General features: G+C 50.7%; 15 protein-coding genes. 2 read left to right on the top strand and 13 right to left on the bottom strand.

Translation table 11 applies throughout. The features are described 5' to 3' along the window. Positions 1–173 precede the first annotated feature (173 nt). Positions 174–938 carry a TSUP family transporter gene (locus L2731_RS00625; RefSeq protein ID WP_249251375.1) on the bottom strand — a complete coding sequence of 255 codons (765 nt, stop codon included), beginning with the start codon at positions 936–938 and terminating at the stop codon, positions 174–176. 111 nt (positions 939–1,049) lie between these two features. On the opposite strand from L2731_RS00625, the gene gcvA reads away from it, so the two are divergent. Continuing rightward, positions 1,050–1,973, top strand: coding sequence for a transcriptional regulator GcvA (gene gcvA, locus L2731_RS00630; RefSeq protein WP_249251377.1), 924 nt, complete (start codon positions 1,050–1,052; stop codon positions 1,971–1,973). Positions 1,974–1,976: 3 nt separating this feature from the next. Here the strand turns inward: gcvA and L2731_RS00635 are convergent, their stop codons facing one another. The 6 genes from L2731_RS00635 to L2731_RS00660 form a co-directional block, all read right to left on the bottom strand. After that, a complete protein-coding gene (locus L2731_RS00635; RefSeq protein WP_249251379.1) occupies positions 1,977–3,947 on the bottom strand; it encodes an NERD domain-containing protein kinase family protein in 1,971 nt (656 codons plus the stop codon). Positions 3,948–4,055: 108 nt separating this feature from the next. Further along, entirely contained in the window at positions 4,056–4,442 is a 387-nt protein-coding gene (locus L2731_RS00640) for a ribonuclease E inhibitor RraB (protein ID WP_041509417.1), read from the bottom strand. Positions 4,443–4,478: 36 nt separating this feature from the next. Then, positions 4,479–4,706, bottom strand: coding sequence for an RNA-binding S4 domain-containing protein (locus L2731_RS00645; RefSeq protein ID WP_249251380.1), 228 nt, complete (start codon positions 4,704–4,706; stop codon positions 4,479–4,481). A 48-nt stretch (positions 4,707–4,754) separates the two neighbouring features. Continuing rightward, positions 4,755–5,303, bottom strand: a complete 549-nt coding sequence (locus L2731_RS00650) for a GNAT family N-acetyltransferase (RefSeq protein WP_249251382.1) — start codon at positions 5,301–5,303, stop codon at positions 4,755–4,757. A gap of 4 nt (positions 5,304–5,307) precedes the next feature. Further along, a complete protein-coding gene (locus L2731_RS00655) occupies positions 5,308–5,586 on the bottom strand; it encodes a peptidylprolyl isomerase (protein WP_011866267.1) in 279 nt (92 codons plus the stop codon). 91 nt (positions 5,587–5,677) lie between these two features. Further along, complete coding sequence (locus L2731_RS00660; RefSeq protein ID WP_249251384.1) at positions 5,678–7,519, bottom strand: DUF885 domain-containing protein; 1,842 nt, start codon at positions 7,517–7,519, stop codon at positions 5,678–5,680. 79 nt (positions 7,520–7,598) lie between these two features. Between L2731_RS00660 and L2731_RS00665 the strand changes: the two genes are divergently transcribed. Further along, positions 7,599–8,108, top strand: coding sequence for a diguanylate cyclase domain-containing protein (locus L2731_RS00665; RefSeq protein WP_041509413.1), 510 nt, complete (start codon positions 7,599–7,601; stop codon positions 8,106–8,108). 59 nt (positions 8,109–8,167) lie between these two features. Here L2731_RS00665 and L2731_RS00670 read toward each other — a convergent pair whose 3' ends face one another. From L2731_RS00670 to L2731_RS00695, 6 genes are read right to left on the bottom strand one after another with little or no spacing between them, the layout of a single operon-like run. After that, entirely contained in the window at positions 8,168–9,415 is a 1,248-nt protein-coding gene (locus L2731_RS00670) for a tetratricopeptide repeat protein (RefSeq protein ID WP_041509412.1), read from the bottom strand. 2 nt (positions 9,416–9,417) lie between these two features. Then, positions 9,418–10,035, bottom strand: a complete 618-nt coding sequence (locus tag L2731_RS00675) for an energy transducer TonB (protein WP_249251385.1) — start codon at positions 10,033–10,035, stop codon at positions 9,418–9,420. A gap of 1 nt (position 10,036) precedes the next feature. Then, the gene (locus tag L2731_RS00680; RefSeq protein ID WP_011866272.1) at positions 10,037–10,441 is read right to left on the bottom strand and encodes an ExbD/TolR family protein; all 405 of its coding nucleotides are present in this window, start codon (positions 10,439–10,441) and stop codon (positions 10,037–10,039) included. 13 nt (positions 10,442–10,454) lie between these two features. After that, entirely contained in the window at positions 10,455–10,982 is a 528-nt protein-coding gene (locus L2731_RS00685) for a MotA/TolQ/ExbB proton channel family protein (protein ID WP_082035592.1), read from the bottom strand. Continuing rightward, positions 10,982–12,337: a MotA/TolQ/ExbB proton channel family protein gene (locus tag L2731_RS00690; protein WP_041509410.1), complete on the bottom strand. Its 1,356-nt coding sequence runs from the start codon at positions 12,335–12,337 to the stop codon at positions 10,982–10,984. The genes L2731_RS00685 and L2731_RS00690 overlap by 1 nt, the downstream gene beginning before the upstream one ends. Then, positions 12,337–13,119 carry a DUF3450 domain-containing protein gene (locus tag L2731_RS00695; RefSeq protein ID WP_239851343.1) on the bottom strand — a complete coding sequence of 261 codons (783 nt, stop codon included), beginning with the start codon at positions 13,117–13,119 and terminating at the stop codon, positions 12,337–12,339. Before L2731_RS00695 ends, L2731_RS00690 begins: the two co-directional genes overlap by 1 nt. Positions 13,120–13,445: the final 326 nt, after the last annotated feature.

Here is a 13,445-nt window from a genome sequence, read left to right on the forward strand (position 1 = left end):
TGTTGCTGAAATGTAATGAGATTAAACTATCCCTTCGGCCATTCTACACAAAAGCCCGGTGAAATCCACAGCCTTGGGCACAACCAAAACACATAGTCAAACCGATGGCCTGCTAACTCGCAATCGTCCCCTGAAACCTTTTAAAGATCGGCACTATCTATAGCCCTTTAGCGCTATAGATAGTGCTCCAACAATAACTTGCCGCTCATCGCTATCGACATGGTCACCACCAGCGGGCGGATGATCTTACTACCCTTGGTGAGCACCATGCGAGAGCCTAAGGTCGCACCTATGGCCTGACCCAAGAGCATCACGCCCCCCAGCAGCCAGAGCACCTTACCGCCTAAGGCGAAGAAGATGAGTGAGGCAATATTAGTGGAGAAATTCAGCACCTTGGCGTGGGCAGTTGCCTTTGCCAAGCCATATCCGGCGAGCGACACGAAGGCCAGCGCGAAGAAGCTGCCCGTACCTGGGCCGAAGAAGCCATCGTAGAAACCGACGCCTAAAGCGGCCGTCAGACCGAACAGGGTTGGCGAGAGTACCTGATGCTTGTCCTCTTCGCTGATGGACTTTGAAAACAGGAAATAGCAGCCTATCGCTAGGATCAAGAAAGGCAGCAGCAGCTTGAGCACGCTGGTGTCGATAAGCTGCACCGCAACCGTGCCCAAGGCCGCCCCCACAAAGGCGCAGCAGATGGCGAGCTTCATCTTGCTGAGATCGACCATCCCCTTACGCACAAAATAAAAACTGGCGAAGAAACTGCCGCCACAGGCTTGCAGCTTGTTGGTGGCCAGCGCCGCCGTGGGGGGAAGCCCAGCCCACATGAGTGCGGGAATGGTAATAAGGCCACCGCCGCCGGCGATAGCATCGATAAAACCGGCCAGGGCAGCCACCGCAAACAGCATGGCCACCAGTTGATAACTCAGTTCGACAGACATAAGGACTCATATAAAGCTTGATTAGAATTTGGCGGCTATTAAACGCCCTTTGCATCCATTTGGCAAAGGAGTTATCCTCGCCTTAGCGTGAAATAATCTCACACATAGACGATGAAACCACTGACACTCCCGCCCCTCAATGCGCTGCGCGCCTTCGAGTCAGCGGCAAGACACCTAAGCTTTACCCGCGCAGGAGAGGAACTCTTTGTCACCCATGGCGCCATCAGTAAACAGATAAAAACATTAGAGTCTTACTTGAATGTCAGCCTGTTTACCCGCCAACATAAACAGCTCAGCCTCACCCTGGAGGGAGAACGTTACCTGCGCCACATCAGCAGCGCACTGCAAAGCATCGGTCAGGCCACGGAGGAGCTAAGGTCACAGCCGGGTATCGCTCAGGCATTATCGATCAACGTCTTGCCCAGCCTTACCATCAACTGGTTGATCCCAAGGCTGGAGGAGTTTAAGGCGCGCCACCCTCACCTGTATGTGGATCTCTCCATCGGTGACTTTCAGGTGGACTTCAAACGAGATAAGTATGACGTGGCCATTCGTAGTGCCACGGTGCGGCCAAGCCATTGCCACGTGCTCAAACTGATGGATGAAGATCTCTGCCTGGTGTGCGCCCCCCAGCTCGCCGAACAGATAAAGACGCTCAAAGATATCAACCGGCAGACGCTACTGAAGCACACTACCCGCCCTGAGCTCTGGCCGCTCTGGGCCGAAAAGGTGGGCCTAAGGCTGACCACGGACAAGATGCTGGGGATGGAACATTTCTATATGCTGAGTCAGGCGGCTGTCAGCGGCATGGGGCTGGCGCTGATCCCCCGCTTCTTCATCGAAAGGGAGCTGGCAGAGGGCAGTCTGGTGATCCCCTTAGCGACCCAATTTACCAGCCCCTACGCCTACTATGTGTTGACGCCTAATCTACTACCGTCAAAGCAAAGTGAGCGACCACTCAAGGTCCAGGCCTTTATCGACTGGCTGCTGGAGATCTTTGCCCCATACCGCCACCAAAGCGACGATCTCAGTTAGAACTTACTCGAGCAAATCGCTCACATCGAAGGCCTCGAGATAGTTAACGCCCTGGCCCACATCGAACTCGAAGTTGAGCACCTTGAGGCAGGTATCGAAGGTCTTCTCGCCAAACCACTCCCGGTCGAAGGCATGCAACGCCTTGATGATCCCGGCCTGACCACCGTCGCCCTGGAGTTTAACCGGCGTCAGGGTGGCGATAAAGCTTGCCACCAGGCCGTAGAGGTCCTTCTCCGCCTCCCCTTCGGCGGCCCATAGCTGAGGGTCGGCATAGCGACGAGCATAATGACTGGTGGCGATATCCAGCCCTATGCCGAAGTTCACCAGTACGGCCTTATCGTCGCTACAGATGATGTTTTTCGGACAGATGGCGCCGTGATAGATATCCATCTGATGCAGATACTGCAGCGCCGACAATAACTGAGTAAACCAGGTTGCTGGCTGCCCGAATTGAATCTCGCTGAGTTCGTCCAGCGACACGCCTCGCTCCCAGGCACGACTGATAAACAGCTCATCGCTCTGGGGCAGCTGACCAAAGTTAAGCACCTGCTCCACATGGGGGTGATAGAGTTTCGACAGGCTGCGATATAGGCTGCTGAGCATCAGCCAGTCTGTCTCTACCTTGGCATAGATGGAGACACCGCAGGGGTAGTTCCCCTGAAGGTGACGGGCACGCCAAAACTGGCTGTGCTCTGTGGCGGCAATAAACTGCTCGAGCTGATAGTGATGGTCTATGATGGCGCCGCTGGCGATCTCGATACGCTCAGGCAGGGTGTCGCAGACGCCGTTGTCGATCAATGCCGCGATATCACAGCGGATCATGTCCAGATCTGTGTTACTGCCACTGGCGGCCTGGCGAAACCATTGGTAGATCCTCGGCTGACGTGTCTGCTCCGCCAGGGAAAGAAAACTGGTGGCGAAGGCGGTGATATCTTCGCTGGTATTGAGGTTGTCCTTGATATCGATAAACTCGACATCACCGAGATCCGAGACGAACAGACAGTTGCTCTGCCAGCCACCCACAGTCACCCCGCGGCGGTGGATCTGCTGCAGGCCAGACACGGCTCGGCGCAGGATCTCCAGCAGTTGATAGGTGGTCAGCTGTTCATGTTCGAGCACATCCAGCGGCACGCCCCGAGGCATACGGATGGGCAGCACCAGCTGCTCGCCATCCTGAATAAGGGGCGCACACTGAGGCACGCCGCTGCAGCCGGCCAGGGTTTGCAATCGCTTAAACTCGTCGCGCAGGCGCAGCTCATATTGCAATGACTCATCGCTGTTCTCAAACTGAGTAGGCACTAACATCTTGAGCAACCAGGGGGCGGTCCAGCCACCTGGATTGTACTCCGCCTGCCACACCTCGAGGCCACTCTGGATGAAGAGACACTTGAGCTTAACGAAGTCCTGGATCTTGTTGTTGCGCTGCTCTACCAGGGCCACCTGACCTATGGTCTCAAGCACCATCTGTTTCTGTTTGTCGGTCACCTGATGCTTACGCGGCGCAGTGAGTCCCCACTCCTTGGTAAGCGCCGCGACGATCTGACTCGGGGTATAGATACTAAGCGAGCCCTGCTGCTTGGCCAGCTCTATCTCCTCCCCCTTTCGCCCGGTGACAAACACCATCCCCTGACACCAGGGGGCATAGACGCCTACAGGGATCTTATGTTTGACGTTGCCTGCAAGCACACGGGCCACATAGTTGGCCTTAGCTAAACTGTTGTCCACCTGACGCCCGTCGAGCGACCAGGCATGCATTCCGGCGTCTAAGCGCCCTATGTAGCCCTTAACATCGACCACATAGACGCCCCACTCGCCGATCACCAGGGCATCGACTTCCATCGCCTGGCCCGATTTGGTGGGGATCTCCACATTGGTCAGCAGAATGTAATTTTCCGGCAACTCGTCGGCCAACATGGCAAATGCCCAGCGCTCGGCGTCATTGACCGGGGTTCCAAAACTGATCTGCTTCGCCATCTGCTCTCCCTAACTCTGGCTAAATGCTCTTGTCGCTAACATTACCGTAAAAAAAAGCCACTATAAATAGTGGCTTATTAAATTAGTGGCTTTCTAAATTAGTCGCGATTAGTGCTGGCAGTCGTCGCCGCACTCATGGTCGTGGTCGGCAAACTCGTCGTCACCTTCCTGATGCTGCATCACACCCCAGCCATCGGTGGCGCCGCCGAACTCCGCGGCAAACTCGTTAAGCTCGAACTCCTGATCGACGATCGCCTGGTAGTCGGGCACCATGTTGATACAGACGATAAGCTCCCACTTGCCAAGCTCGTCGTTGAGGTGTAATTCCATCTCACCTTCGAGCTCAGACTGAGCGAGTTCTTCCACCGCAGATTCGGCGTCACGCTGATCTTCGAAGATCAGGAAAAAATCCACATCCAAGGCCTTGGTTAAGTCGATACCCGCCTCGGCCATGGCCGCTAACATCTTGCCATTATCATCATCTGGAAACTGCATAGTTTGACTCCTTCTGGATCTCTCGGCGACGAATCACTAAGCGACAATTGTCACGCTTTCGCCGTTATAGCTGACCACCTGGCCGGCAATCACCTTCTTACGTTTACGGGTTTCGACCTCACCATCGACGGTCACCAGGCCTTCGCTGATCACCATCTTGGCTTCGCCGCCACCTGAGGTCATGGATTGCACCTTCAATACTTTATAGAGTTCGATATACTCATCACCCGGCAACAAGGCCAAGGTTTGGGATTCTGTGGTCACACTAACTACCTTTATTTAACTGAGTCGGCGGGAGTATACCACTCTGCCCTACTGCGGGCTATCGGGACGCTCCGAGGCGAGCAACCCATAATAGCGGTCGTCCACCCAGGTCTGGTTGAGCCTAAAGTTCTGCCTCAAGGTGCCCTCAAGGACAAAGCCGCACTTCTCCAGCACCCGCGCCGATGCAAGGTTATTGTCCGTACACAGGGCGATAAACTTATGCACCTTAAACTGCAGACAGGCCCAATCGATCACCGCCTTGAGACTCTCGGTGGCATAGCCTCGTCCCTGGCCGCTGCGGCTGAGCATATAGCCCATCTCGACCTGTCTCAGGCTGGCATCGACACAGTAGAAACCGGTGAAGCCGATAAACTCGCCGCCATCTATGGTTTCGATCACCAGGGTCAACCAGGCGCCGGACTCGTAATGCCAAGGAGTGAGCCTTTGATCAAACCTCTCCCGTATGACACCTTCGCTTTGGGGCGCTCTCACATAGCGATTTTGCTGCTCATCCTGATGGACCGACAGAAAATGCGGCCAGTCCTCAGGCGTGAGCGAGCGGATCTTCAAGCTATCAGTATATAACTCGAGACTCAAAAGATTAACCGCGGCTGGTCACTTCGAGCAGGTGGTAACCAAACTGCGTCTTAACCGGACCCTGCACCTCGTTTAGTGGTGCACTGAATACCACTTCGTCAAACTCGCGAACCATCATGCCTGGGCCGAATGAACCCAGATCGCCACCCTGTGCGCCAGACGGACAAGAGGAATGAGCCTTAGCCATCTCACCAAAATCCGCGCCGTCCAAGATCTGCTGCTTAATCTGTGCGCACTCTTCTTCGCTGCTAACCAATAGATGACGTGCTGTTGCTTGTACCATGTGGCACTCCTTTGATTTTCCTAAAAATGAATAAAATAAAACCCAGCAAGTATAAAACATTTGCTGGGTTTAAAAAGGCGTATCGCTCAGATTATGCCTTACCACCCTCTGCTTTTATCCAGCGGTGGATTTTTTGCTCCATGACCGCCATCGGCAGAGAGCCAGAGGTTAAGATCTGATCGTGGAAGCCTTTCAGATCGAACTTGTCGCCCAGGGCCTGCTCGGCTTCTGCGCGAAGCGCCAAAATCTTCAACTGACCAACCTTGTAAGAAAGGGCCTGGCCGGGAATCGCCATATAACGCTCTACCTCGGCGATGATATCGGTTTCGGCCATCGGCGAGTTGTCCTTCATATATTGAATCGCCTGTTCGCGGCTCCAGCCTTTGGCGTGTAGACCTGTGTCCACCACTAGGCGCATGGCGCGCAGCATCTCGTCGGATAGTTTACCGAAATACTGGTATGGGTCTTCAAACAAGCCCATCTCGATACCCAGGTACTCGGCGTACAAGGCCCAGCCCTCTTCGAAGGCGGTATAGCCGCTAAAGCGCTGGAACTCGGGCACACCAGTCAGCTCCTGCTTGATGGCTATCTGGAAGTGGTGCCCAGGCGCTGCCTCGTGCAGAGATAGCGTCGTCATGCCCCACTTAGGCTGAGCCTTAAGGTTGTAGGTGTTGATGTAGAACACGCCTGGGCGAGAACCATCCACCGCTGGCGACTCATAAGATGCCCCGGCAGCAGACTGCTCACGGAAGCTCTCCACAGGCTTAACCACATAATCGGCCTTGGGCATGACATTGAAGTAGTTAGGCAATACGGCGTTGATCTTGTCCTTTAACACCATATAGCCGTCAATTAGCCCCTGGCGCTCGCTAAAGAAGTACTGAGGCTCTGAAGAGAGTGACGCAAAGAAAGCCTTAAGGTCACCCTTAAAGCCCACCTGCTCTCTCACCTTATCCATCTCACTGAGAATACGCGCCACTTCATCTAGGCCAATCTGATGAATCTCGTCGACCGACATAGTGGTCGTGGTATGGGCGTTAGCTAGGTGTTGATACCAGAGTTTACCGTTAGGCAGCCCCCACCAACCATCGCTCGCTCTGGCGACCGGCAGATAGGTTTCCTGGAAATATTGCTTCAAAGCGGCCAGCGCAGGGATCAGCTCTTTGCTGATTAACGCGTCATATTGCTCGGTCAGCTTTTGCTTGTCAGCGTCACTAAAGCTCTCTGGCAGGTTGTTGATTGGTGCATAGAAGAGGCTATCTTTGGCCTGCTCAACTAACTGTGCATCCAGCTGAGGAATAATACGCTCAACCAGGACTCGTGGAAGTACTGCCTTGCTGGCAATCCCTTCGTCCATGCGTGCCTGAGCGAGCTTAGTCCAGTTGATGAAGCCTGACAGACGCGACAGCCAGTTCTCATAGTCTTTAAGCGTCTTGAATGGCTGTGCACTCTCGCCACTGCCCAGCTGCACCATAGTAATCACAGTGCTGTAGAACTGGTTCATCGGCATGAAATAGGCTGGGAAAGTCTCTGACACTAGGGCCATGTTTCTGTCATAGCTAAACATGTCGTAGCTAAGTTGCAGCGACTCGGGTAAGGCACTGCGATCGATTGCCTTAACAGCCTTCAGATAACGACTATTAAGCTCGTGACGCGCCTTGAGGTATTCCTCGGTGAGGTCGCCACCGAACTGGTCGTTGTAATCGTTCACGCCGACAAAGGTGGCGTACATAGGCTCCAATTTGAGCATGTCGTTGAAATAACGATCGACTAAGGCAAGGTATTCTTGCTCGGCGCTTTGCACTTGAGGCGCCACAGTCTGTTCTGGCGCCGGCGCATTGCCGTTAGCCTGGCTTGCACTGGTTTCCTTTTCCGAGCAGCCCACCATGGCCACCATAGCTGATATCGTCAAAGCGAGAAGCGTTTTGTTCATTCGAGTTATATCCTTCATATTCTGTGCAAGTGAGTGTTGTTTTCTATAATTACCTTAGGTGTATCTGAGGAGCGAGCTAATGATTTACTCATTTAGTAATTCTGGATTCAGAGATCCCGAAACTGGCGTCTACAACCAAACCTATTTTATGGAGGTGTTTAATCGTGAGTGGCACCGCCACATGCGTGAACGCCAGACGCTGGCCTTATTGTATCTTTGCCCACACATTCATGAAACAGTAAAGCAACCTCATTTACTGGAATTATTCATGAAACAGGTTCAAGAAGCGATATTGCGAACAACAGATATGGTGGCCAGGCTGAACCAGGATAACTTTGCCTTGGGGCTGTTTAACATAGATAGAGAAGGAACCGAAATCGTTATCGCCCGCATAGAACAGAAAATAAAGGATTTTAACCAGGATTATCAGCGCAAGCACAATAATCGTATCGACTATGAACTGGCCGGTTGTCTCTGCCAACCCGAGAGTGACCTCAACATCGAAAATCTGTTTGAAGATGTACGGTCGTTAACACATACCCTAGAGGGACAGAGGGAGCAGCATACGGCGATGCACTGCCTTAACTAACAGATTTGTTTGTCTACAGGCATAAAAAAAGCCCCTTGCGGGGCTTTTTATTTTCAGGCTTAAAGAGCAACGTTATAAATACGTGCCTTTTCCTTGATGTAGGCGAGATAACTGGTCGCTGTGCGCTTAGTCTTCTCATCCTTAGCAGCCTTCAAACAAGCGTTATATGCCGCTTTATACTGCTTAGTACCTAGATAAGCCAAGGTTAGCTCGAACTCGACCTCACCCGCGCTAACGCCACCGGCAGCCAATGCTTTCTTCAGCACAGGGATCGCCGCTTTGTGTTGCTCACGCAGAGTCAGCAGACGGGCTTGCTTAAGGTATAGCTTACCGTCGTTATTAACGGCAGCAGCCTTACCATAATATTCCGCCGCTTCCTTTAGCTCTTTCGCATTATGATAGAAGCCACCCAGGATAGACAAAGTTTTTTCATCTTCCTTAATCAGGCCACTCTTCATGTGCTTTTCATAGATTTTTGCCGCACGGTATGGTGAACCATTCTGCGCCAGCAGTTGAGACAGACGCGTAATGTTACCCGCAGTCTCTAAAAATCCATTCTTATAAGCTAAGTCGTAAGTTGCTAATGACTTATCATAGCTCTCAGTCATCAAATAAAACTGCGCTAGCTGTACCCATAGACGGCCATCTTGTTGGAAGAGTGGCACCATAGTCTCTAGGACTTTAATCGCATTTTTATAATCTTTCTTATTGAAGTAAGCAGTCAGCTTCATCTGGTATAAGCCCTTATCAGGCTTAGTGCTGATGGCCAGACCCTTATCGACAACGCTGAGTACCTTATCCCACTGCTTAAGCTCAGAATAAGCAATACCTATACGACGATACACTTGTGGATCTTCTTTACAGGTAAACTTCATCCACTCGTAGTAGTAAGGGATAGACTCTTTAAACTTCTTTTCCTGAATCAACAGGTCGGCATACAGACGCAGGGTTGCACCATGGTCTGTACCGCCAAGAATGTCTGCGTCAACGGCTTGCTTCAGATACTTGATCGCCGTACCCATCTGATTTTTTTCGGCATAAAAGTTACCCAACATACGGGCAATATAGGCCTTATCAAAGTCGTCACGGGGACTCGCTTCAAGCAAAACAGCGATCGCTTCGTCGATATTGCCTTCCTGATAAGCTTCGAAAGACTTTTGGACTTTCTTTGCCGAGCTTTGGCCTACGGCCTTAGACTGGCGCTTTTCAATCGGACACTTCTCGGCGGCGTTGGCCGCTGGTGCGACGACTAGGCTTCCACCGATGGCAAGCAATAGTGCTGCTGCAAGCGTATTAACTTTTTGCATCTCTATTTGCCTCCATCAAGTTTAAAGTCTAGTTGTACCGTCATGCCTGGTTGCTTAAGGGCTTTACCGTCAACAATCTTTGGCTTGTACTTCCACTTTTTAAGTGCACGCTTAGCTTCTTTGTCGAAGATACGCTTAGGATCGGCATTGATCACTTGCACATCTTCTACACCACCAAGTTCGTTGATGGTAAAGCTAAGTTGTACCCAGCCTTCCTTACCGTCACGTGCTGCCGCAATTGGATACTGAGGCTCGATACGTACGATAGGTGTTGCATCACCGTCACGAGTCATCATGTTACCCAGCTTGAAGCCAGTATTTGCAGTGCCAGCTACTACACCCGTCATGTTGAAAGACATGTTGGTGTCGATGTCTGATGAGCTATCAGGCGGTGGCGTATCTGGTAAAGGTGGCTGCTCAGGCGGTGTAGGTGGCTTAGGTTTAACCCTAGGCTTGTCCTGCACTTTCGTATCCTGTTTATCCATACTGATCTCAATAACCGGAGAATCAGTCGCAGTGTCGGCGCGTTTCGCGCCGCCACTGACCAAAAAGGCCATGAAAACAAACAGGGCGAAAGTAACAGCACCACCAATTAATAATGATACTATTCCTCTCAGCATATTAGTCTTTCCCCGCTGATACCGAAATCTTGTTGATCCCAGCTTTCTTCACATTGTCCATAACCTTAACAACAATGCCGTGTTCAGCTTCTTTATCAGCTTCGATCAATACAGCCGCTTCTGGTGATTCAGCCAACATACGTTCAACGTTTGCTGTTACACGCTCGATGTCAACCTGACGGTTTTCCATCTTAATAACGCCTGTCTTGCTCACACCAATAAAGATGTTTGCCGACTTCTGAGTTGTCGCTTGAGAAGCCTCTGGCTTGTTGTAGTCAAGGCCAGATGGCTTAATGAACGACGTTGTTACGATAAAGAAGATCAACATGATAAACACGATGTCGAGCATCGGTGTCATATCAATTTGCGCTTCTTCTTCTATACTTGAATGCTTTTTACGTGCCATGTTCAATCTCTCTCTAGTGGTGTGGCAGGCTATCTTTTAGCTTTTCCATACTGATTTTCATTTTGGCGTCCAGACGAGTACTAAAGAATACTCCCGATAACGCTGCGACCATTCCCGCCATTGTCGGCATGGTTGCCATTGAAATACCAGCTGCCATCATACGAGCATTACTCGTCCCATGAACTGCCATCACATCGAATACCTGTATCATACCGGTTACGGTACCTAGCAGACCGATCATTGGACAGATGGCTACTAAGGTTTTGATAATCAGCATACGAGCATTCATATCTTGTTTCGCTTGGGATACCCAAGCTTCACGGATACGGTGTGCATGCCAAGAGGTAGAATCCTCTCGATTGTCCCATGCGGTGATAATGTTTTTGTGCTCTTTTGGCGCAATCAGATTGAGATACCAATAGCGCTCAAGCATTAACACCCACATAAGGAACAGCACTGCCGCAACCAACCAGAGGACGTCGCCTCCGGAGGCCATGAAGCCCCTGACGGAATCCCAGATGTCCATCAGGTATAGCATCATTAGGCGTTCCTCTTCTCAGCGTGCTCGGCAACGATACCCGCACTTTGCTCTTCAAGTACTTGAACAACTGACTTGCTACGTGCAATCACGATAGCGTGCATTAGCATTAGTGGTAGTGCCGCAACCAGACCCTGTACAGTAGTCATCAGTGCCATAGAGATACCGCCAGCCATTAGCTTAGGATCACCAGTACCGAATAGCTGGATGCTCTGGAAGGTTGCAATCATACCGGTTACTGTACCCAGTAGACCCATCATCGGAGCGATAGCCGCTAGAACCTTGATGATAGAGATACGAGTCTCAAGAGCAGGAGTTTCTTTCAGAATCGCTTCGTCAAGTTTCAGCTCAAGGGTTTCAACGTCAACATCTTTGTTGTCGTGGTATGCCTTCAGTACACGGCCCAGAGGGTTGTTACCTGGGTTGTCGATGTTCTTACGTTGTGCGTTAACTTTCGCGCCAACAACATACAGAGTAACCAGACGCTCGATAGAGATCAGGGCACCTAGTACAAGCAGACCGATGATGATGTAACCGATGGTTCCACCCGCTTCGATACGCTCTTCGATAGTCGCCTTCTGAGTGAACACGTTTAGCAGTACACCACGTGCAGGGTCAACAAACAGCTTGTGAACACCAGATGTTTGGCCTTCGAAAGCCTTAACACTAGCGACTTGCTCACCACCAGGCTGCTGTGAAAGCTGCTGAACCAGACCTAGGTCGGCGTTATATACAACATACTGGCCATCGGCTAGCAGGTTGTAGGCACCAACACGAGTGATCTTAGTGTTGTGAACGTTACCATCGATACCCGTTACGGCACCGTCAAAAGTAACGACTTTGCCAGACTCGGCCATTTCGAATAGCTGCTCTTCCCAGAACTTTTCTAGCTCTTCGATTTTTGGCAGCTCTTTACGTGCACCTAGCTCGGCGATGAAAGCATCGCGACCTGGGAACTGAGCGCTTACGTTTGATGAAACAAGCTTACCAGCGAAATCACCGGCTTCACCTTTAACAACACCGAACATTTCACCCAAGTCGCCTTGAGCAATCTTACGGTCTTCTTCTAACTGAGCGATTTTGCGCTCGTTATCGGCGAATGCTTGAGAAAGATCTTTACCGCGCTGTTCTTCAGCAGCCAATGCCGCCTTTTCACGCTTTAACAGTGCAGCTTTATCGCCACGCTCCGCTTGGAACTCGGCTTCGCGCTTCTTGTTTACTTTAGCAGCGTTAGCACGATCGGTTTGAACTTGCTTAAGTAGCTGGTCGATGTTCTTAGGCGCATCAGCAGCGCTCACCATGCCAGCAGTTAAAGATAGACTTGCAGCAACGATTGCTGTAGAGATTAACTTTTTCATTATTGTGCAGCCTCCGCAGCTGGGATTGGTAACGCGAACATATCTGGAGCACCCTGGCCACGGGCCTGGCGAATTGCTTTAGTAATGTTACGTAGGTAGCTATCTTCTAGCTTATCCCATGCTTTAGTCTCAGGATTGAACATCCACGCAGACTTTTGATCTAGGCTTTGTGCATAGTAGGCAACGCGACCGAAGTTGATGAAATCAACCAGGATCTCTTTACCGTCAAGCTGCAGCTTACCGGTTTCAACGTTCATCTTATAACCGTATTCACGCTCGATGTTATAAGCATCAAGGATCAGACGGTATTTTTCAGCCAGCGTTACGTTGGCAGTGTTTAAGGTTTCACGAAGACGCTTGATACGCGATTCACGAGCTTCCTTGTTGAATGGCAGATCCAGAGCAACAAATTGCTCTAGTGCATCAACCATCTTGAACATTAGCGGTACAACGCCTTGACGTAGCTTATCAACACCATTGATGTCTTCTTGGATAAGCTTCATTGTTGCTTCTTGGTCTGCTACCAGGCCAGCTACATAATCGTTGTATGACTTAGTTGACTCACGAGTGTCTGCAACTTGGCCATATTCAAACGCCATGTCTTGCGCTTGATCGTAATACTTATCAACTTTCTTCTGAGATGCAGCTGCATCCGCATGAATTTTCGCATCCGCCTTCTGAACATCAGAAAGTGGATCGGCAACCACTAAGTTACTGCCTGCTAAGGCCAGCGCGCCAATGAGCGCCGTAGCGATTTTAGTTCTATTGCTTACCTTGGACATAGTTCCCAACCAATTTGAAGTGAAAAATAAAAGGTTTAACTTAACGGTAACACGGGTTTTCTGCTTATAGTTGCATGAATTCCGTAACCTTAAGTATGCATTTCTCTTGTGATTGTTAGTTATTATCTTCCCTTTTCTACACCGTTCAAGGTGTAGACCCGCAGGCATCATTTCACAAAATGTTGACCTGTGTCAACATTTGGAAACGGCTAAAACTGCTAGAAAAAGCTCTTAGGGCGTGAAAATAACACAAGAGTCGTTTTTTCAAACAAGTCAACATTTACAAATTTAATTCACATATACTGATTCAACCAATTAAAAACACT

Source organism: Shewanella aquimarina (assembly GCF_023349185.1).
GTDB lineage: Bacteria > Pseudomonadota > Gammaproteobacteria > Enterobacterales > Shewanellaceae > Shewanella > Shewanella aquimarina.

Coding starts and splice junctions, on each gene's coding strand:
- L2731_RS00625 (WP_249251375.1), bottom strand. CDS start 938: ATGTCTGTCGAACTGAGTTATCAACTGGTGGCCATGCTGTTTGCGGTG.
- gcvA (WP_249251377.1), top strand. CDS start 1,050: ATGAAACCACTGACACTCCCGCCCCTCAATGCGCTGCGCGCCTTCGAG.
- L2731_RS00635 (WP_249251379.1), bottom strand. CDS start 3,947: ATGGCGAAGCAGATCAGTTTTGGAACCCCGGTCAATGACGCCGAGCGC.
- L2731_RS00640 (WP_041509417.1), bottom strand. CDS start 4,442: ATGCAGTTTCCAGATGATGATAATGGCAAGATGTTAGCGGCCATGGCC.
- L2731_RS00655 (WP_011866267.1), bottom strand. CDS start 5,586: ATGGTACAAGCAACAGCACGTCATCTATTGGTTAGCAGCGAAGAAGAG.
- L2731_RS00660 (WP_249251384.1), bottom strand. CDS start 7,519: ATGAACAAAACGCTTCTCGCTTTGACGATATCAGCTATGGTGGCCATG.
- L2731_RS00665 (WP_041509413.1), top strand. CDS start 7,599: ATGATTTACTCATTTAGTAATTCTGGATTCAGAGATCCCGAAACTGGC.
- L2731_RS00670 (WP_041509412.1), bottom strand. CDS start 9,415: ATGCAAAAAGTTAATACGCTTGCAGCAGCACTATTGCTTGCCATCGGT.
- L2731_RS00675 (WP_249251385.1), bottom strand. CDS start 10,035: ATGCTGAGAGGAATAGTATCATTATTAATTGGTGGTGCTGTTACTTTC.
- L2731_RS00680 (WP_011866272.1), bottom strand. CDS start 10,441: ATGGCACGTAAAAAGCATTCAAGTATAGAAGAAGAAGCGCAAATTGAT.
- L2731_RS00685 (WP_082035592.1), bottom strand. CDS start 10,982: ATGATGCTATACCTGATGGACATCTGGGATTCCGTCAGGGGCTTCATG.
- L2731_RS00690 (WP_041509410.1), bottom strand. CDS start 12,337: ATGAAAAAGTTAATCTCTACAGCAATCGTTGCTGCAAGTCTATCTTTA.
- L2731_RS00695 (WP_239851343.1), bottom strand. CDS start 13,119: ATGTCCAAGGTAAGCAATAGAACTAAAATCGCTACGGCGCTCATTGGC.